Below are 19,799 nucleotides of genomic sequence, written 5' to 3' on the forward strand. Positions count from 1 at the left end.
CGTCAAGCGATCCGTTAATGGTCGTCAAGCGATCCGTTTGCAATTCTGACAGGTGGTTTTTACAGATATGTCAGCGTTTTATGACAATTAAATGACATCATCGCTGATGGCTTGTGAGTACAGAATATTTCCTGTCCAAGGGAGGTGAAGCGTACGTTATGTTGTTTTCAGAATTACATATCAAAGTATTATCCGGTTCAGCTGTGATGCTGGCGACTGGATATATATGATAATTCCGAATCAATTACACGCACGTTCCCGGATGCATACTGACCATGAATAGAAATGCCATACTGGCAGCCGGGGTGACTTCGCTAATGTGGGGTCTGACTGGCGTTTTAGTGAGATTGTTGCCTTCCCTGCCGGCATTGACTGTCACCGCAGGTCGGCTACTGATCGCCCTAATTCTGGTTTTGCCTGCTCTCGGCTTGCTGCGTGGCAGCCGCCAGCGTTTCAGATCCCTCCTTGGGCGTCCTATGGCCTATGTTTTTGCGTTGCTGTTGGCAGGATATTACCTGCTGGCCACGGCGGCATTTCAAATGGCCCCGGTTGCCGAGGTTGCTTTACTGCTGAGCACGTCGCCACTTTTTGTACTGCTTTTTCGCCGTATGCGGGGAGACATTCCGGCGCGTGCCGAAATCATCGGGGCCGGCCTGTCGGTGGCCGGAATCGGCCTGCTCCTGATACCGAAGATATCTTTTGCAGGCGAGGCACCCATGCAGCATCTTTTGGGAAGTGTGCTAGCAATGAGCGCAGCAGGATTGACTGCGTTGTATGCCTATTTATACCGAATCCTTGCGGTGCGCGACAGCGCGCCGGATACTGTCGGTGTATCGGTGCTGACGTTTGCGATGGGGAGTGCCATCCTGTTGTTGATGGTGGGGCTGATGCCGTCGCCAGCCGGGCTGGAGACCTTGACTGGCCGATCTGTTTTGTTATTCCTTGGTCTCGGCACGCTTTGCACGGCTGTGCCTAGCATAGGCTATGCGTTTGCATCAAAGCGTTTGCCCGCAGTGGTCACGGCGACGATTTCACTGTTTATACCGTTATTCGCAGGGATATTCGCCTTCGTGATACTGGGTGAAAGACTATCACCGCTTTTTTTCCCGAGCGGTGCATTGGTGCTCGGCGGGATTGCCATGATTCTTCGTAAATGTAATGAAGTTGATTGTACGATCGAGCTTTGAACGAAACCTCATCATAAAATGCTACCCTTCAAACCTGCTGATCCTGTGCGAAAGCTATTCGGCGTCCGGATGCGTATCTGTTCGTTCTTGATAATCTCACTCAATTTGAGCTATTCCTATGCAAACCGCCACTAGTATTACGACCGTCGCTCATGTGATTCAACTGTCAGTCGGACCGGTTTTCCTGTTGACCGGCATTGGCGCAATGCTGTCTGTGCTCACCAGCCGGTTAGCGCGCGTCGTTGATCGTTTCCGGACGTTAAACAACACGAAAGACGAAGAGCGGGTCGAGTATGAACGTGAAATGGCGCGGTTATTGAGCCGAGCGCGCTGGATACATTGGGCAATCAGTCTCTGCACCGTATCTGCATTGCTGATTTGCATCGTGATCGCTGCGCTGTTTGTTGGATCGGAGATGAATATTGATCCATCCAATGCGATCCCAATCTTGTTCATATTGGCGATGCTGGCGTTAATCTCCGGTTTACTGTGTTTCCTGCGCGAAATTTCCCTGGCGGCTGGACTCATAGAGAAATACGGAAAATAAACGCTGCAATGTAATAAGCACCTTGCTGAAGCTGCTTTAGAGATTGGGTAGCTGCTCCAGTGTTTCATGCAGTTCCAGCCAGCGTTCTTCACCCGTTTCGAGGTTTTGCATCAGGACTCCCTGACGTTTGAGAAGATCTTGCAGCAGCGCGCGTTGGCTAGCCTCATATAATTCAGTATCCGCCAGACGCTCATCCAGCAGGGTTTTCTCGCTTTGCCAGCCTGCAAGGTTTTTTTCCAGATGTTCCAGTTCTTTCATCATCGGGCGGCGCTTGGCCAATAGCGCCTGGCGCTCAGCCTGGCTGGCAGCACGCTGCTCGCGTCGCACCACTTTTTCAGGATTGACGTTAGCGGAGGATTGCTGGATACGCTGCTGGTTGAGCCAGTCGCGGTAGTCGTCCAGATCGCCGTCGAAAGCGGGTGCACTGCCGTCGGCTACCAGCAGAAAGCGGTCGCAAGTGGTGCGTAGCAGGGAGCGGTCATGTGATACCAGCACCACGCCGCCATCGAATTCCTGCAGGGCGAGATTGAGTGCGTGGCGCATTTCCATATCAAGGTGGTTGGTGGGCTCGTCCAGCAACAGCAGATTGGGTCTTTGCCAGATCAGCAGGGCCAGCGCCAGGCGCGATTTCTCGCCACCGGAGAAGGGTGCGCAAGGCGCTTGCGCCATGTCGCCGCGAAAATCGAAGCCGCCGAGAAAATCGCGTAGTTCCTGCTCGCGGGTTTGCGGCGCCAGGCGCAGCATATGTTGAATCGGCGATTCGTCCGGGCGTAACTGCTCCAGCTGGTGCTGGGCGAAGTAGCCGATTGCCAGCCCCTTGCCCTCGCTGCGCGTGCCGGTCAGCGGCTTGATCTCTCCCGCCAGCAGCTTGATGAGTGTGGATTTACCTGCGCCATTTCGTCCTAAAAGGCCGATGCGCTCGCCCGGGCGCAGGGTGAGTTCGATGTGGGACAAGATCGGCTGCGTGCCATAACCCACGCTTGCTTCGCGCAAATCCAGCAGCGGATCGGGCGCGCTGGCCGGGTCGCGGAAGCGGAAGGTGAAGGGCGAATCCACGTGCGCGGCGCTCACGTCTTCCATGCGCGCCAGCGCCTTGATGCGGCTTTGCGCCTGGCGTGCCTTGGTGGCCTTGGCGCGGAAACGCTCGACGAAACTCTCCAGATGCGCGCGCTCGCGTTGCTGTTTTTCAAACATGGATTGCTGCACCGCCAGCTGAGCGGCGCGCTGGCGTTCGAAATCCGAATATCCGCCAGTGTAGAGCTTGAGGGTGCGGCTTTCGATATGGACAATATGCGTGGTGACCGCATCAAGAAAATCACGGTCATGCGAAATCAGCAGCAACGTGCCCGGATAACTTTTGAGCCAACCCTCCAGCCAGATCACTGCATCCAGATCCAGGTGGTTGGTGGGTTCGTCAAGCAACAACAAATCGGAGCGGCACATCAGCGCTTGTGCCAGATTCAGGCGCACGCGCCAGCCGCCCGAAAACGCCGCTACCGGTTTGGCGAAATCGGCATCGGTAAAGCCGAGACCATGCAGCAACTCGGCGGCACGGGCGCGCGCGCCATATCCGTCGATTTCGCTCAACCGGCCATGCAATTCGCCGACCCGATGGCCGTCATTTACAGCGCTGGCAGCCGCCAGATCGCGCTCCACCTGGCGCAATACGGTGTCGCCGTCCAGTGCAAATTCCAGGGCTGGCTGATCCAGTGCCGGTGTTTCCTGTGCCACATGGGCGATTACCCAGCCCGGCGGCATGAACAGGTCACCCGCTTCCGGATGCAGTTCACCCAGCAACAGCGCAAACAGGCTGGACTTGCCCGAGCCATTGGCCCCGGTCAGGCCGATTTTCTGGCCGGGGTGGATTTGCACGCTGGCGTCCTCAATGAGAACTTTGGCAGCGCGGGCGAGGGTGAGTTGTCGCAGGTTGATCACGGGCTTTTCCGGCAATAAGGCAAAAGCAGCATTGTACTGGGTGGCGGGGAGGGCGTCATTTTGGATCCGGTCCGGACGGGGGAATCGAACTGGTGCACAATTGTACGATGACTGATTTTTTGAAAACAATGCGCGATCCGCATGTGCGCGACCTGATTTGGGTGATGGCCGCACCGGGCCTGATGCGTGAATCCAGCGCACTGAATTTTGCTGTACCCGATTCGTTTGGTCAGGAGGCTGTGCTGCGCTCCATGCCCGCTTTACAAGCACTCGATCGTGATCCCGGGCCACTGCATGAATGGATCGCCGTGCGCAAGTCACAACGTCTGGGCCGATATTTTGAATCCCTGCTGGAATACTGGATCACCCATCTTCTGGGTGGTGAAATTATTGCCGCCAATTTGGCTGTAAAACTAGGCGATATTGTCACAGGCGAATACGATTTCCTGTGGCGTGATGCTGGCGGCGTACTCAATCACTGGGAAGCATCGGTGAAGCTGTATCTGCAAGTGGATGCGGCAGCGGGGCTGGCAGGCTATATCGGCACGCTTACCCGCGACCGGCTCGATCTGAAATTTGCGCACTTGCGCGACAAGCAACTCAAGCTATCCAGCACGGTAGCAGGCCAAGCAGTGTTGCCTCGGGCCGGAGAGATTGTCCACGCGCGCGCACTGCTCAAGGGTTGGCTGTTCTACCCATACGGGCAGGCGGCTATTTCTCCACCGGAAGTATCACCTCAGCATTTATCCGGCTGGTGGCTGCGCTGGAGGGCATCGGGGTTTAATCCGCAACCCGGATTGCGCTGGAAGATATTGCTGCGGCTGGAATGGTTCACCCCGGCCATGGGATCAAGCACAGAGGGTTTGCAAACAGAGGCGGATTTCAGCGCCGCCCTGGAAGCGCATTTCGCTATTGACGGGGCGCCGCTGCTGGTGGCCGGTCTCATCGCAACCAGCAATGACTGGCAGGAAGTGACGAGAGGTTTCGTGGTGCCGGAGGACTGGAATTTACGCAATCAAGAATAAGGAGGAGGTACGTGGTTTCCAGCCCTGGTTTAGCAACCAATCAGCCCCCTATACCACCGCCCGGGAAGTATCCGATTTTTTCGCGGTCTTCCTCGGTGCATGCTTCATTCAGGCACAAAATGGTGGTTCCGTCATCTTCTGCGATGCTGGCCAGGTTCAGATCGGGTTCTACAAAGTCGGACGCTTCCATGAAGATGAAATGAAACGCGTCAGCCACATTCAGTTCCAATGTGCCTTCGTGACGATCTGCGTATTTGTGCCAACGCTCGTCGGAGCCCCCGGGGATTTCGGGCCCATATTCGTTGGTTTGATCATTCTTCCAGGCGATGATCACGGGATCATTCAGCATGTCATAGGCCTGATTAACTGCCTGCCGTCGCGCTTCTGTAAAATCGATTGCCGATTTCTTGCCCGGTATTGCGATCGTTTCCATATTCCGCTCCTTTGAAAGTTTGATTTTCGTCACTGTATCGATGCTCCGGTACGTGCATAAAAATGCAGGTGTTCTCGAAAATATCCCTGCCTGACAGAGATAAAATTAATAGAGAATTGGCGATTGCAAAATCGCGTGGATACCGAGAGTGGAACCAATTTAGCGATGGAGTCAAAGCTTGTCTGTGTGGCGGCGCACACAATCCGCGGGAGATGAGAATAAAGTATCGAGCTTGTGTACGAAACCGAACAGAAACTGCCGAATATCTGGGTTAATTTGATTGCATGAGGTGATTCAAACATTCATATCCATTACAGGAGTATAGCCATGTTGAAACTGGCGATCATATTTTTCATCATCTCGCTGATTGCCGGCTTTTTCGGCTTTACCAATATTGCGGCGGGCGCAAAGGACATAGCTAAAATCCTGTTCTATGTTGCGCTGGTAATTTTCCTGGTGGTTTTGGTTTTTGGCGCCCTGCTTGGTGTGATGGTGTTCTAGCGTCCTTGCGGCTGCCCCGCCAATTGATTGACGGATCACCCACGACCCAAACATTGATAGTCAGCCAGCACTGTCCTGGCAAAGGTGTAAGACATTGGCAACGCGTTGTTGAAACAGAATGTCCAGGCTGTGTTTGCTAGGGTGCAGGATTGGGATAGCGGGTATGGATCGCCTGGATTTTATCCAGCAACTCCGCGTCCACTTCAACTTCGACGCTGTCCAGGTTTTGCTGAAGCTGCTCCATCGTCGTGGCACCGATAATGGTGCTGGTCACAAACCAGCGGCTGCGCACAAAAGCCAGTGCCAGCGTGGTCGGATGCAGATGCACTTGCTTGGCCAGTTCGACATAAGCTGCTACTGCTTCCGTTACCATGGGTTTGTTGTAGCGTTGACCGAAGCCGGGAAAGCGGGTCATGCGACCGGCATCAGTGCCACCCGCATATTTCCCCGTCAGCGTCCCGAAGCCAAGCGGGCTATATGCCAGCAGACCTATTTGTTCACGGTGACAGGTTTCTGCAAGACCAAACTCGAATGTGCGGTTAAGCAGGTTATAGGCGTTCTGGATTGACGCCACGCGCGGCAGCCCGGCAGTTTCCGCCGCACGGGTGAATTGGCATACGCCCCACGGCGTTTCATTGCTGAGGCCGACATGGCGTATCTTGCCGGCCTGGATCAAATCTGCGAACGCGCCGAGTTGCTCGATGATCGGGGTGGTTTCACGTTCGTTGGAAGGGTCATATTCACTCTGGCCGAACGTAGGCACATTGCGGTCGGGCCAATGGATTTGGTACAAATCAATGTAGTCGGTTTTCAGTCGCGTCAGGCTGGTATCAATGGCGGCCTTGATCTGTTTCGGCGTGATTCGCGGTCCGCCGCGCACCCATTCGAAGCCGCGGCCCGGGCCGGTGATCTTGGTGGCAATAATGAGTTTGTCGCGAGACTGTTTGCCGAGCCAGCGCCCGACATAGTCTTCGGTGTGCCCCTGGGTTTCGGCTCGCGGCGGTACCGGGTACATTTCTGCCACGTCAATAAAATTCACACCCTGCGCAATCGCATAATCCAGCTGCCGCGCAGCATCCTCCGGACTATTCTGTTCGCCGAATGTCATGGTGCCGATGGTAATCTCGGACACGTTCAGATCACTACCGCCAAGTTGTTTATATTTCATGTTTGGTTGTCCTGATTTGCCTTGCATAAAAGATCTACCCGTATCGGTTGCCCAAAATCGAAGCCATGAGGTGTCATCTGGCGCATGAATGCATCATGTACTTCTGCATGTAAAGCGGGTGAGAGGCGATGCTGGGTATGCGTCACCTTGAGAATTTGTTCCTCGAATTGTGCAAAATCATCGAAGTGCCCGGGTGTGCTGAAAAATGTCTGGCTGACGAGCTCCAGCGTGCCATTGTCGACAGCACGCTGAATGGCTGAAAAGGCCGCTTCCCGTACTGATTTTTCATCATGAAACAAACGCAGGATATCGTTAAATTCGCCTGCATAGACCGGCTCCGACAGGTAAGCCAGGCCACCCGGTTTCAACACACGACGAATTTCCACCAGCGCCTGATCCATCTTGTTCAAAGGTACATGGTGCAGCGATTTGAACATGAGGACGATATCAATACTCGAATCCGCTGCCGGGATCATCTGCGCGCCGCCCAGGCAAAAGCGGACATTGGGCAGGTCCTTGATCAGCAGATTCTTGGCATGCTGGATTTCATCCACCTCCAGTGCCGTAATCGACACGGCCTGACTTTTTTGGGCGATCGCCCGTGTTTTCTCTGCCTTGCCGCAACCGAGTTCCAGTATGTGTGCACCCTTGAGCGGCAGCAGGTTTTTGATGATCTCGTATTCATCGCAGACCACGTCAGCCGCGGAGTCCGAAATTTTCATTGCGGAAGATATCTGTTGCGCTAATGCAGCATTCATTGGAATTTCCTCTGATTGTTGGGATGATGGTAAAAACAGCTTCCATATTGACGCTATTTCCAGCTCGGACGCTTACCCGTCTATGGTGTCTCCGACACGCCTGAGCGCAGAATGTTCAGCCACAGACGGATTGTTTGTCAGAATATGGTTTATCAGCGTTACGCAACTTTCCGATGCTTGTATAAGTAAGTCATCCATGTAATCCGCCCGAGGAATAAAAATGCCAGCATACCGGCTGCTAAAGCGATGGGAGACCATGACAGCATGGGAGAGAATAGTCCCGCGACAAAGGCATTCAACATGGTCTGAACAAATCCCTGCAAAGAGGCTACCAGACCACGATTGAGTGGAAATAAATCGAGCGCCAACAAGGTGATGCTGGGCATCGCCAGTGACATGCCCGTGCTGTATAGCATAATCGGCAATACAGCCCAGGGTAACGAAGGGGCTGATGTCAGGTTATACGCGAGATTGATGCCAGCGGCGGTGAACAGCAATATATAGGCGTATTTTACTGTGGCATGGGGTGAGATTCGGCCAGCCAGCCTGCCCGACAGAAATGCGCCCATGATGACGCCCGAAATGGCCGGAATAAACAGCCAGGCAAACTGGTTTTCATCCAGTTTCAGGTGCTGCAACACAAATACCGGCGCTGACGCGATGTACAGGAAGAAACCGGCAAAGTGCAGTGCCACGGTACTCGATAGCAGTAAAAATAACGGATTGGTAAACACCATCCGGTAATTTCGCATCAGTGGCCGGGGTGAAAACGACTGACGCCCAACTGCAGGGAGTGTCTCGGGCAGATAACGCCAGCTCAATGCGAATAGCAGCATCCCCAGCATGGCCATGAAAACAAATACTGAGTGCCAACCGAAGCCGGTTTGCAGCCAGCCGCCGATCACTGGCGCCACGGCAGGAGAAATGCCGAAAATCATGGTGACATGCGACATGAGCCGTTGCGCTTCGTGGCCTGCATAGAGATCGCGAATAATCGCCCGCCCCACCACCATGCCCGCGCCGGCGGATAGGCCCTGCATCCCCCGAAAAATCAGCAGGTGGTTGATATCATAAGAAAACGTGCAGCCAATAGAGGCCAGCACAAACGCGACCAGCGAAACCAGAATTACCGGCCGACGTCCGAATGCATCCGAGAGCGCGCCATGCAGCAGCATCATCAATGCAAACGCCAGCAAATACACACTCAAGGTCTGCTGGAGCTGGATCGGCGTGGCATGCAGGCTGGCACCCATGTCCGGAAATGACGGCATGTACGTGTCAATCGAAAACGGCCCCAGTGTCGCCAGACCGGCGAGCAGCACCGTCAGTGCGAAACGATGATGTTTGACAGGTGCTGTCACGTGAGCTGGATCAATGTGCCCGTTCCTGCACCAGAACCCATGGTGCGACCACGACAGCCCACAATACAGGATTGCGTTGCTGCCAATCGGCAGCAGTCCGGTCGTCCAGTTTGGCAATTTTCCCCGCAGCCATCCATTCCTGTACCGCGTCCGTATCATCGCAGGCGATACGGGCAGCGACATCCACCAGATCAAGATGACTGCTGACCTGGACGAGAGCACCTTTGGCGAAAAAACGTTGTAATTCAGTCCATTCTGTTTGCGCGGTTTCAGCATTGAGCTGGGTGCGCATTTGTTCGAGTTGGTGGGGCATGTCAATCATCGCTGTAATTTAGGGGCTGGTGCGTCTATCCGGCACGTAAGTCCGATCATGGCCACTATGTTAAAGCGCTTTCCGATGCGGGCGCCAGCACGGATTTTGTATTGCCGGTTTTGGCTATCGACATTGGCAGCACAGGGGTCTGATTCTTGCTCTTTACGGTTCAGGGGGAGGTATGAATTTCGGGTAACGCGAGCCTAATGAGTCAAGCTTGGGAAATATCCAGAGTTTGCAGCAATGTGCACATAAATACTCGACAGAAATGACGAAATTTCATTATGGCTATAAATCGCAATCAAGGCTAACCCAGACAATTTAGAGATACAAAAATGCGTACATTTCGTCCTTCACTCAAAGCCATGTTGATTCTGGCGTTTATCGTTATTTCGATTATGCCTGTAGCCGTTATGACAGTTTGGCTGAATTCCGGAATTCACAATGGCGTGATGAAAGAGGCGCATGACAAAAATCAACTATTGTCGGAAAACCTGGCAAATCCTGTTTATTTATATCTTAAGGCAGCGCAGAGGAATCTTGATCTGGTGGCGAATGTTCTGGAAAAAACCAGAGATCAAGTTGCAATCAATGAAACGATTGCTTCGCAGACCTACTTCGACAGTCTGGTGCTGGTTGCGCCGGATGGAACAGCTCAGGGTTTCGATGGCTATAAAGCCACGCCTGAATACGTACATTTCCTGCAAAACAACCCTGCTGTTCAAGCCGTATTGTCCAGGCATGTCGCCGGAAATTCAGGTATGGTTTTCGATCGGTTGACCAACAGGCCTGCCCTGTTTTTTGTGCATCCTGCCGGAAACAATATGCTGGTCGGGTCGTTAAGACTCGCGCCGGTCGAGAGTCTGGCATCGGCGATCCATTTTGGCAAGTTAGGGCACTGTGCGATTACCGATCAGTTTGGCAATATTGTGCATCATCCGAATTCGAAGTGGATGAGCAGTGTCAAAAACATATCGAGTTGGCCTATTGTGCAGGCAGGGCTCCAGGGTAAACAAGGCGTCATGATTTTTTATTCGCCGTTTATCAAGGCAGAGATGATTGCCGGATACGCTGCTGTGCCCGAATTCAACTGGGTTATTTTGACACCTCAACCGCTGTCTGAATTAACTGCGGAAGCGAAGACCCTGATTCACGGCAGCTTGATATTTGGTGCAGCGGGTTTGGCCATCTCCATACTCTTGGCGATATATCTGGCGAACTGGATTGTCAAGCCGATCAATGTATTGGCAGAAGGTATCGAGCGGATACGCAAAAATGATTATTCAGGCAAGTTCAGCCCGTTAGGGAGAACGGCGCCGCAGGAAATCGAAACACTGCGTAACCATAGTATCCATATGATGGACAGCATCAGAGAGGCGGTGGCCGGGCGTGATGAACTGAATCAGCAACTGGAAACCAGGGTGAGACAGGCAACGCAGGAACTGACAGAAGCCAATCAAAAATTGAGCATACATGCTCATATTGATGAACTGACACATCTGAAAAACAGGCGTGCCCTGTGGGAGCGTCTGTCAGATATCAACCAGTCGGATCCCGAATCGTATTTGCCGATGCAGGCCATGTTGTTTGATGTCGATCAATTCAAGCAGATCAATGACAGTTACGGTCACGATGTGGGTGATTACGTATTGACGAGAGTCGCGCGTGAAATCGAAAAGCACACCCGGGATAAAGATCTGGTGGTGCGCTATGGTGGCGACGAATTCCTTGTTGTCATGCCGGACTGTACCCCTGAAAATGCACAGTGCCGGGCGGAGGCAATCAGAAAATCAATTATGGTGTCGCCTCTTCATATAGGCGATCATGATATCCAGGTTACGTTGAGCATAGGCATTGCAGATCAGGTATCTACAGATACCGATACCGATTTCTCTGAGATGCTTCAGGCAGCCGATAAAGCAATGTACCAATCCAAAGAAAGTGGCCGGAACCGGGTGACCTATAAAAAACATGACCCGAAGGTGCAGGATTCTTCACGGTCAGAAGTGTAACAATCCGAGAGAATCATGATAAAGAATCTGCCTGGCCTGAGAACAAAACTGATACTGGTGGTCGTCATCGGGCTGCTGCTCGGGGTCAGTATTCTCGGCTTTTTCAAGTTACAGCAGGATCGTGAGAACCTTTACCGTGCGGCAGATAGCTCGGGCAAGGAACGCATTGCATTGATAGCAAAAGCACTTTCCAATTTGCTGGCCGGCTACGACTACACCAATATGGAATCGTTTGCAGGCAATATCGTCGCAGCGCCGGATGTGCAGATACTCAGGATCATTAACCGCAAAGGCGTGGTAGTGGTTGAGCGAACGAATAAAAATCTGGGCCAGGACGGTCAGAGCATGTCTTTTAAAGCGCCCATCGTTTTCGGTGTGGAACCCATTGGCAGTGTAGAAATGCTTGTTTCCACCAATGGTCTCGAGACGGCCATTCGTGAATCTTTTCAGGGGATTGCGTGGTGGATAGGATCGGTAATCCTGTTTTTGAGCGTGCTTATTTATGCAGCGGTTTCGCTTGTTATTCTTACACCCATCGCCAGAATCCGGAATATGATGCAGGAAATCGTGGCAAACCCGGATAGCGAGCTACAAATCATGGGGATTACAGGAAATGATGAATTGGCCGACCTGACCAATATTTTTAACCGAATGCAAACATCACTGTACGTACACCAGCAGAAATTGAAGGCACGCGTGCAGATTTCTGACGAAAATCTGACCAAGGCAAATCAGGAACTCACACTTCGTTCCAGGGAATTGGAACAAATGGTCGCGCTGTCACAACAGCTTGCAACCACCGACAGCTTGACCGGATTGAAGAATAGACGTTTCCTCGATGAAAATCTGGGATCGATTTTTGCGCAGGCCAAACGCTATGCGGATCCGCTTTGTCTGGTATTGGTTGACGTGGATCATTTTAAAAACATCAATGATGAATATGGACATTCATCCGGAGATGTGGTCCTAAAGTTATTGGGGAATCTGATTCGATGGAGCACGCGAGATAGCGATATCAGCGCACGCATGGGTGGTGACGAATTTGCTTTTGTATTGCCTCGAACTTCGGTTACACAGGGCAGAGTGTTCGCGGAGAGCTTGCTGGAGAAAACCCGCAACCATGTATTTGCGATTCCAGGCGAAAAAATTATCAAGGTAACTCTGAGTATTGGTATCGCAGAGTTGTCAGACGATGTGCTGACCGTAGAAATGCTGTATGGTGCCGCAGATAAGGCTTTGTATGAAAGCAAGTATCGGGGCCGGAATCAAGTAACGGGCATCCATAAAAACGAGTTTCTCTGATATTGGAAATGGGGGGGGCCATAATGTGCCAAACCAGGTTGTTTCTAATACTGCCGTTTTTTCTGTGGTTATCGCTCGCGCATGCCCAGGACATTACCATTGGCGCGGTTGCGATGGATGCCCCTGTGGAAATGATCAAGCGGATGACACCATTGGCCGAGTATCTGGCGCAGAAGACTGGCTATGCAGTGCAGTTCCGGCCTGCGCCGACACTTAATTCTGCGGTTGAGGATTTGGGTAAAGACGCCGTGCAAATAGCCTATATGACGCCTGCGGCCTATATTGCGGCGCATGAAAAATATCAGGCCGTACCTTTGGTCTCTCCACTCACACACGGTAAATCCACCTTCAATCTGGTGGTAGTCGTACAGAAAAACAGCCCGGTTAAAAAATTAGAGGAGTTGAAAGGCAAGCGTTTTGCGTTTGGTGATCCGAAGGCTTTGCTGCAACCTGCCGTGTTGCTCGAAGCCGGCATGAAAGTACAGGATTTTTCAGATGTGGCTTATCTGAAACATTATGACAACATTGCCAAGGCAGTTCTGCTCGGTGATTTTGATGGCGGCATCATGAAAGATACTGTGTATGAGAAATTCGCTTCACAGGGCCTGCGTGTGGTGTATACCTCGCCACCGCTCGCGTCCTATGTTTTTGTGGCGGGCAGCAAGCTGAATGCAGTGACGCAGGAGAAATTGAAAGAAGCATTCATGGCGCTCAACCGGCCTTCTCCCGAAACACTCTCCATACTGAAATCCCTGGATCAAGGCTACAGTGGCTTTCAACTGTCATCCGATCAGGACTATGATCAAGAACGGAAATTGATCAACAGCGTCAAAAAATAGCGCCTGACAACCCACCACGGGTAATTGTCAGGCGGTACGAACAAAAAAGAGCCGGAATTTATCCGGCTCTTTTTTATTGATGCACCAGATATGAATCAGTCATGCGATTCTTCACTTGCGATGAATATCCTTGACGCCATTGCCCATCTGTAATCGTTGGTGCATGGCGCCCATGATCTCCTTGCCGGGTCAGGTTGCAAGGCTGAAATCCACCAGTATCGTGTCGTTGACCCATCGGTGCAGAGCCGCCACCAGATTAAATTCCGGATCAATGCGCAGCGCAACATCACAGGCCGCCGCAAACGCGAGTCCGGTAGACAACGCCTGCAGTGCACACCATTCGCTACGCGCCATCGTGCTTACTGTAACGCGATACATTGGCCGCGTTACCAGGGCGGTGGCGCCTCCGCTGGACAAATCTACGCTCTGCTCGCCGGTGTAATGATCCTGATTGATTTGCCATATCCGGTCGACAGGAAAGGCTGATTCGAACAGGGCGCAGGCCGGGTTGAGCTTGAATTGCAGATCAACATAGCGTACCGGTGGCACCTGCATCAATCTGTCCAGGGCGAGCGGCGTGTGATCAGCAGCAAAGTAAGCCTTGTGGCACAGCCATTCCAGCCGGGCGACATCGGGAAGATAAGGGAGCTGTTCTACCGGAGGAAAGGTTGCCAGAAACGCGCCAAATGCTTCGCCGAAAAGATGCAGATCGCCGCTGGCAGAAGGATATTGCGAGATATATTCCTGTGCAGCATGGCGGAAAAATTCCACACCAACCAGTTTGACGATGACGGGATAGGTCGATTCAAGCGTGCTGCGCAAATTGCTGAATGTGTTGTTACGATAAATATCGGCGCGCCAGGCTCGTTCGGATTCTGTGCCGATCAGGTGTTGCGCCAGGTCGTTTTTTTCTTCGTTGAAGACGGAGGTCAGGAAATCCTGTTGCAAGTCACGCAAACCGTGCATGGCCATTACTCCTTTGCAGCAGGCTATCGGCTTTTCCGGCTTCTTCCAGCAGAACGGACAGCGCCGGAATATCGGTGTCCCACTCGATCAGTGTCGGCACATTGCCGACAAGTACCAGTGCATGGGCATACAGCGCCCACACATCATCGCAGACTGCTTTTCCGTGCGTGTCGATCAGGCATTCGCCGTTGCTATCGAATCCCGCAAGATGGATTTCCTGAACGGCCTCGGCTGGTATGGCACTCAGATATTCCTGTGGGTCGAATCGATGATTCACAGCGCTGACATAAATGTTGTTGACGTCGAGCAGAATGCCGCAACCAGAGCGTGCTGAAATCTCTGCCAGAAACGCCCATTCTGGAATCGTGGATTGTTTGAACTGAAGATAGCTTGATACGTTTTCAACCAATATCTGCCGACCCAGAAAATCCTGTACCTGCATGATGCGGCTGGCGACAAGCGCGAGCGCCTCCTCTGTATAAGGTAACGGAAGGAGATCATTGAAATAGCGCCCTGATACAGAGCCCCAGGATAAATGCTCTGATACCAGACCGGGTTCGAAGCGATCAACCAATGATTTTAATTTGCGCAAATGTTCCGTATTCAATGGGTCGGTCGAGCCCAGGGACAGGCCAACACCATGCAAGCTCAACGGGTAGCGGGAACGAATCTGCTCGAGGTAGTAAAGCGGCAGGCCGCCCTCGGCGAAATAGTTCTCGCTATGCGCCTCGAACCAGCCGATTGCAGGGGGCGCAGACAGAATATCCAGGTAGTGCGGGGCACGCAACCCAATCCCGGCACTGGGGGGGATTGACGTTGTCGTGTGTTTGAGTATTTTTTTCGCAATCATCGTGGCTTATGTTCGGCTTGTCGTATCACCAACCATTTCATTTGAGTGTTGCCAGTAGTCGAGTAAAAGCTGAATGGAAATCGATGTATATCAGGGAATGATTTCATGTGATTCAGTAAAGCATTATTGACTTTCGTATCCTTTTAGTCGATCAAGACGGAGATTCATTACAAACAGTAGATGCTTAATCATCACCGTGCATCGAATTTCTGATTTTCCCCATGATTCACCTTCACCCATGCAAACAAAATTTGCTTGACCATGTACCTTGGTACGGTTGTTAGGATGGTTTCATCCTTCAATGAGTTGTGAGGAAAGAATGATGACGCATGATTTACATATTACAGGCATGACTTGCGAACACTGTGCCAGATCCATTGAAAAAGCCTTGTCGGCGGTGACGGGTGTCACCCGGGCCGAAGTGTCTTACGCCAATGGTAGCGCACGGATCGAAACCACAGCCGATGTAAATGTTTCGAAGCTTATCCGTACCATCATGGATGCAGGCTACAGTGCGGAACCGGCTGACGATGCTACTGCAACTCCTGCAGGCTATATGTCCGGCCTCAGCGTGGCGGTTATCGGCAGCGGCTCGAGCGCCTTCGCCGCCGCCATCCGGGCTGTTGAAGAAGGGGCCGTGGTGACGGTTATCGAAGCGGGTGAAATTGGCGGCACCTGCGTCAATATCGGCTGCGTGCCTTCAAAAATCATGATCCGGGCTGCGCACATTGCTCACCTGCAAGCGGACAATCCGTTTGTCGGGTTGGAAAAACAAGTGGCGGTCGTGGACCGCAAGGCGCTGGTAGCACAACAACAAGCACGGGTGGATGAACTGCGTCATGCCAAGTACGAAAGCATTCTTGACACCAATCCCGGCATCACGCTGGAACAAGGCTTCGCGAGCTTCAAGGATACCCATATCCTGATGGTGAAAAAGCCGGACGGCAGCGAGAAGGAATTGAGCATGGATCGCATCCTGATTGCCACGGGTCGCTCGCCCGCTATTCCGGATACGCCGGGACTGGGTGATACGCCTTACTGGACCTCGACGGCGGCGCTGGTCGCAGAGGAATTGCCGCAACACCTGATCGTTCATGGCGGGTCGGTGGTTGCGCTGGAACTGGCGCAAGCCTTTCTGCGTCTGGGCTCCAGGGTTACCCTGATTGCACGCAGCCAGTTATTGTCCAGAGAAGACCCTGCGTTCGGCGCTGAGTTGAAGAGCATACTGGAAAGCGAGGGCATGCGCATCTTGACCCAGACCGAGGTAAAAAATGTGCGATATGACGGCAGACTTTTCCAGGTGAATATTGGCTCCGAAACGCTTAACGGCGACCGTCTGCTGGTCGCTACCGGCCGCAAACCCAATACCAATGGTCTGAACCTGGAACGCGCCGGGGTGAAAACCGACGCCAGCGGCGCGGTCATTATCGATGATCATATGCGCACCTCGGTGCCACATATCTATGCCGCAGGTGATTGCACCAATCAGCCGCAGTTTGTGTATGTAGCGGCGGCTGCCGGTACGCGTGCGGCGATCAACATGACCGGCGGTGACGCCGCGCTGGATTTGTCCGCGATGCCTGCTGTCGTGTTTACCGACCCGCAAGTGGCCACTGTTGGCTTGAGCGAAGCGCAGGCCACCGCGATGGGTATCGAAACCCATAGTCGCACGTTGAGCCTGGATAACGTGCCGCGTGCCTTGGCCAACTTCGATACACGCGGCTTCATCAAGCTGGTGGCGGAACAAGACTCGGGACGCTTGTTGGGCGCGCAGGTGCTGGCGGCGGAAGGGGGAGAAATTATCCAGACGGCGGTGTTGGCCATCCACAACCGGATGACAGTAGAGGATATGGCGGGGCAACTCTTCCCTTATCTCACCATGGTTGAGGGATTGAAGCTCTGTGCCCAGACTTTCCACAAAGATGTGAAACAGTTATCGTGCTGCGCAGGTTGAAAGGCAAGGAGAGCTTAGATGACCGCCAGTACCAACCATATCATCCACAGTGTGGCTCGCCTGCGCCGCGAGTTTCCGCTGCAAGCCAGAATTGAGGCAACGGATCCGGCCACACGCGCCGCCTATGCGATGGTGCTGCAGGCATGGCTGCACAACGGCGCCGCTCCCAAGCCGCATGTCATTCCACTACATAGTTTGAACAAACTGGTGGAACTGGATGCGCTGGTGGAGAGTGAATCCGGCTTGGGGTGCTACCCTTTCAGTGCGGTCAAAACCGGAATCACCGTAGCCTATGGCGAGCATCAAGCCTCTGCCATGTGTGCGATCGATGCGCTGGCTATCCCGTTTCTGGCAAACACTGCCGCTACCATCATCGCAACCTGCAGCGTTTGTGATCTTCCGGTAAGGGTGCAGACGGATGCCGTCGGGCAGATTACCCAGGCCGTACCCGCAGGCGTGCATGTTGCCTACCGTAAACTGGCTCAGGAACACGTCGTGTGCTGCAACGACCTGTGTCCCGGCATCGTGTTTGTATGCCCAGCGTGCATAGCAGGCGGCGCAGAAGACGGTATGAGTGTTGCCGATGCGGCAGAAGTCGGGCGGCAGTTTTTTGGTTTTCAGCGCGAGGGAGTTTGACGTATATTTTTGCGGATTAACATCAGGTATCTTATTTGAAACCCCGCTACGTACGTAGCGGGGTATACAAGTGCCGGTTAGAGCTGCTGCTCGTGCGGTGCAGTCGGATGGATATAGGCCCAGCCTTGCGCTTCACGGATGGTGATCTCGCCCATGCCGGAGGGAACGATACTGATGAATGGGTAAAGGTCCTTGCGGTCGATATGCAACTCTTTAAGCGTGTTGGCGCATTGTGCCAGAATTACTCCCTGGGCCTGCAAGTGCTTGAGTTTTTCCTCGAAGCCATTGTTTTTGACGTATACGTCAAAGCCTTTGCTGTTGGCAATCAGTTCCACATGCAGTTTGCCGGCAAGACGCGGGTCATGCAGGATATTTTCGATATTATTGAGTGTTTTCTTGATCGCCGGGGTGCCACCGGTATCCAGATGAAAAATGACATTGTACTGACCCTTTTCCGGGGTTGCGCCGTGAAAATCTCCACTGGTTCCAGCGGCGGCACTCAACGGCAGGCAAGCGGCAAATAATGCTGCGGTCGCGGTTAAACCGATTTTTTGAGTGGTAGTTTTAAGTTTTTTCATGTCTGCCTCCAATATTTTTTAGGTTTTAAATAGGAGAGGTGGTGTATTGCTGTCACCAGTCCCCCTGAGCAAGCGGAAGAATTACCCGCACGGCTGACATGGATGGGCCGGGCGCGCTGGATTATTTTCCGAAGCGAGGGATAGTGTACAACTGAAACGGCAGGATGTCAGGCGATGTCCGGCAGAAACCACGCTGGCATATCAATGCGGGCGTGGTTCAGGCAGTCGGTTTTACGCTGAAATGATCAGCGCACAGGAGATGCCCGCTTCAGAATTTGGAGCGGACGACGTTCCATAAATGACCAAACCAGCCGGCCTTTTCTACAGAGGCCATTGCGACCAGAGGTACGCGCGCCACTTCCTTGCCACCTTCACTTAATATCAAGGTACCGACTTGCTGTCCGCGTTTCAATGGCAAAGGCATTTGCGCAGACAGATTCACGCTGGGCTTGAGTTGCGCATAGCGTCCGATAGGGACAGTAACCCAGACGTCGCTGGTGGTGCCGATGCTGACTTCAGCAGGATTCGCCTGATTATTGCGAACTGTGCTGATGATTTGACCCGCATGGTAGGCGCGTCGCGTTTCGAAAAAATGATACCCGTAATTCAGCAACGCCTCAGCGGCATGGGCGCTGCCCATACGCGAAGTGGAGCCAAGGACGACTGCAATCAGATGGCGCCCCTTGCGGACTGCCGTTGCATCCAGACAATAGCCGGCTTCTTCGGTATGGCCGGTTTTCATTCCGGTCACAGTGGGGTCGCTGAAAACCAGCGGATTCCAGTTGTTCTGGGTGACCTTGTTATAAGTAAAACTTTTTTCAGCGAAATAGTGCAGGAACTGGGGAAACTGGCGAATGATGGCTTCGGTCAATATGCCGATGTCGCGGGCGCTTACCTTATGCGTGGGAGTGGGTAGCCCGTCCACATTATCGAAATGCGTATTGGTCATACCCAATTGGCGGGCAGTGGCGTTCATCATTTGTACAAAACTGTCGGTGTTGCCGGCGATGGTTTCAGCCAGCGCGACCGCGGCATCGTTACCGGAAACCACGACCATACCCTGAATGACTTGCTCAACCGTTGCCGGCAGATTGGGTTGCAGGAACATGGTCGAGCCGCCTGCCTTCCATGAGGCCACACTGACCGGCACCTGCTGGTCGAGTTTAAGGCTGCCACGCGCCACCGCCTGAAAGGTCAGATAAGTGGTCATCAACTTGGTCAGACTGGCTGGCGGCACTTTCTGATCGGCCTCGCGTTCAGCCAGAACCTGGCCGGAAACCGGATCAATCAGCACGTAATTACGCGCATCCACATTGGGTGCCCCAGGGATGGCTGGTAGCGGTGCAGCGACAGCGCTCACCTGAAATGCAGCGGCTAGCAATAATGCGCTGAGGGTGCGCGACGAAAAGGATAACGGCATGGACAACTCCTTAA

Annotated in this window: 19 protein-coding genes; 9 read left to right on the top strand and 10 right to left on the bottom strand. The window is 53.1% G+C overall.

The window, feature by feature from the left end; genetic code table 11:
• The first annotated feature begins 275 nt into the window (after positions 1–275).
• Together ACYCZJ_RS12825 and ACYCZJ_RS12830 are read left to right on the top strand one after the other, a co-directional pair.
• Positions 276–1,187 (top strand): DMT family transporter, encoded by a 912-nt coding sequence (locus ACYCZJ_RS12825; RefSeq protein ID WP_461554619.1) that lies wholly within the window; start codon positions 276–278, stop codon positions 1,185–1,187.
• A gap of 118 nt (positions 1,188–1,305) precedes the next feature.
• Positions 1,306–1,734, top strand: coding sequence for a DUF2721 domain-containing protein (locus ACYCZJ_RS12830; RefSeq protein WP_461554620.1), 429 nt, complete (start codon positions 1,306–1,308; stop codon positions 1,732–1,734).
• A 36-nt stretch (positions 1,735–1,770) separates the two neighbouring features.
• On the opposite strand, the gene ACYCZJ_RS12835 is transcribed toward ACYCZJ_RS12830, so the two are convergent.
• Positions 1,771–3,669 (bottom strand): ATP-binding cassette domain-containing protein, encoded by a 1,899-nt coding sequence (locus ACYCZJ_RS12835; protein WP_461554621.1) that lies wholly within the window; start codon positions 3,667–3,669, stop codon positions 1,771–1,773.
• A gap of 107 nt (positions 3,670–3,776) precedes the next feature.
• On the opposite strand from ACYCZJ_RS12835, the gene ACYCZJ_RS12840 reads away from it, so the two are divergent.
• On the top strand, positions 3,777–4,694 hold the full coding sequence (locus ACYCZJ_RS12840) for a DUF1853 family protein (protein ID WP_461554622.1): 918 nt from the start codon (positions 3,777–3,779) through the stop codon (positions 4,692–4,694).
• Positions 4,695–4,734: 40 nt separating this feature from the next.
• Here the strand turns inward: ACYCZJ_RS12840 and ACYCZJ_RS12845 are convergent, their stop codons facing one another.
• Positions 4,735–5,160 (bottom strand): AF1514 family protein, encoded by a 426-nt coding sequence (locus tag ACYCZJ_RS12845; RefSeq protein WP_461554623.1) that lies wholly within the window; start codon positions 5,158–5,160, stop codon positions 4,735–4,737.
• A 294-nt stretch (positions 5,161–5,454) separates the two neighbouring features.
• On the opposite strand from ACYCZJ_RS12845, the gene ACYCZJ_RS12850 reads away from it, so the two are divergent.
• Positions 5,455–5,628 carry a DUF1328 domain-containing protein gene (locus ACYCZJ_RS12850; protein ID WP_461554624.1) on the top strand — a complete coding sequence of 58 codons (174 nt, stop codon included), beginning with the start codon at positions 5,455–5,457 and terminating at the stop codon, positions 5,626–5,628.
• A 136-nt stretch (positions 5,629–5,764) separates the two neighbouring features.
• Here the strand turns inward: ACYCZJ_RS12850 and ACYCZJ_RS12855 are convergent, their stop codons facing one another.
• The 4 genes from ACYCZJ_RS12855 to ACYCZJ_RS12870 form a co-directional block, all read right to left on the bottom strand.
• On the bottom strand, positions 5,765–6,796 hold the full coding sequence (locus tag ACYCZJ_RS12855; RefSeq protein WP_461554625.1) for an NADP(H)-dependent aldo-keto reductase: 1,032 nt from the start codon (positions 6,794–6,796) through the stop codon (positions 5,765–5,767).
• Positions 6,793–7,554: a class I SAM-dependent methyltransferase gene (locus ACYCZJ_RS12860; protein ID WP_461554626.1), complete on the bottom strand. Its 762-nt coding sequence runs from the start codon at positions 7,552–7,554 to the stop codon at positions 6,793–6,795. The genes ACYCZJ_RS12855 and ACYCZJ_RS12860 overlap by 4 nt, the downstream gene beginning before the upstream one ends.
• A gap of 158 nt (positions 7,555–7,712) precedes the next feature.
• Positions 7,713–8,915 carry a multidrug effflux MFS transporter gene (locus tag ACYCZJ_RS12865; RefSeq protein ID WP_461554627.1) on the bottom strand — a complete coding sequence of 401 codons (1,203 nt, stop codon included), beginning with the start codon at positions 8,913–8,915 and terminating at the stop codon, positions 7,713–7,715.
• A 10-nt stretch (positions 8,916–8,925) separates the two neighbouring features.
• On the bottom strand, positions 8,926–9,228 hold the full coding sequence (locus tag ACYCZJ_RS12870) for a DUF2288 domain-containing protein (protein WP_461554628.1): 303 nt from the start codon (positions 9,226–9,228) through the stop codon (positions 8,926–8,928).
• A gap of 365 nt (positions 9,229–9,593) precedes the next feature.
• On the opposite strand from ACYCZJ_RS12870, the gene ACYCZJ_RS12875 reads away from it, so the two are divergent.
• From ACYCZJ_RS12875 to ACYCZJ_RS12885, 3 genes are all read left to right on the top strand, one after another.
• Entirely contained in the window at positions 9,594–11,240 is a 1,647-nt protein-coding gene (locus ACYCZJ_RS12875; protein WP_461554629.1) for a sensor domain-containing diguanylate cyclase, read from the top strand.
• A gap of 195 nt (positions 11,241–11,435) precedes the next feature.
• Positions 11,436–12,542, top strand: coding sequence for a GGDEF domain-containing protein (locus ACYCZJ_RS12880; protein WP_461554630.1), 1,107 nt, complete (start codon positions 11,436–11,438; stop codon positions 12,540–12,542).
• 23 nt (positions 12,543–12,565) lie between these two features.
• Entirely contained in the window at positions 12,566–13,381 is an 816-nt protein-coding gene (locus ACYCZJ_RS12885) for a PhnD/SsuA/transferrin family substrate-binding protein (RefSeq protein WP_461554631.1), read from the top strand.
• Between the two features lie 189 nt (positions 13,382–13,570).
• Here ACYCZJ_RS12885 and ACYCZJ_RS12890 read toward each other — a convergent pair whose 3' ends face one another.
• Both ACYCZJ_RS12890 and bufB read right to left on the bottom strand, forming a co-directional pair.
• Entirely contained in the window at positions 13,571–14,347 is a 777-nt protein-coding gene (locus ACYCZJ_RS12890) for an HvfC/BufC family peptide modification chaperone (RefSeq protein WP_461554632.1), read from the bottom strand.
• The gene (gene bufB, locus ACYCZJ_RS12895) at positions 14,331–15,197 is read right to left on the bottom strand and encodes an MNIO family bufferin maturase (RefSeq protein ID WP_461554633.1); all 867 of its coding nucleotides are present in this window, start codon (positions 15,195–15,197) and stop codon (positions 14,331–14,333) included. Before bufB ends, ACYCZJ_RS12890 begins: the two co-directional genes overlap by 17 nt.
• 319 nt (positions 15,198–15,516) lie before the next feature.
• Here bufB and merA point away from each other — a divergent pair, with 319 nt between their 5' ends.
• Together merA and merB are read left to right on the top strand one after the other, a co-directional pair.
• Positions 15,517–17,151 carry a mercury(II) reductase gene (gene merA, locus ACYCZJ_RS12900; RefSeq protein WP_461554634.1) on the top strand — a complete coding sequence of 545 codons (1,635 nt, stop codon included), beginning with the start codon at positions 15,517–15,519 and terminating at the stop codon, positions 17,149–17,151.
• An 18-nt stretch (positions 17,152–17,169) separates the two neighbouring features.
• A complete protein-coding gene (gene merB, locus ACYCZJ_RS12905; protein WP_461554635.1) occupies positions 17,170–17,787 on the top strand; it encodes an organomercurial lyase in 618 nt (205 codons plus the stop codon).
• A 77-nt stretch (positions 17,788–17,864) separates the two neighbouring features.
• Here merB and ACYCZJ_RS12910 read toward each other — a convergent pair whose 3' ends face one another.
• Positions 17,865–18,365 (bottom strand): DsrE family protein, encoded by a 501-nt coding sequence (locus ACYCZJ_RS12910; protein ID WP_461554636.1) that lies wholly within the window; start codon positions 18,363–18,365, stop codon positions 17,865–17,867.
• A 268-nt stretch (positions 18,366–18,633) separates the two neighbouring features.
• On the bottom strand, positions 18,634–19,785 hold the full coding sequence (locus ACYCZJ_RS12915) for a D-alanyl-D-alanine carboxypeptidase family protein (RefSeq protein ID WP_461554637.1): 1,152 nt from the start codon (positions 19,783–19,785) through the stop codon (positions 18,634–18,636).
• Positions 19,786–19,799: the final 14 nt, after the last annotated feature.

The organism is Sulfuriferula sp., assembly GCF_054605375.1.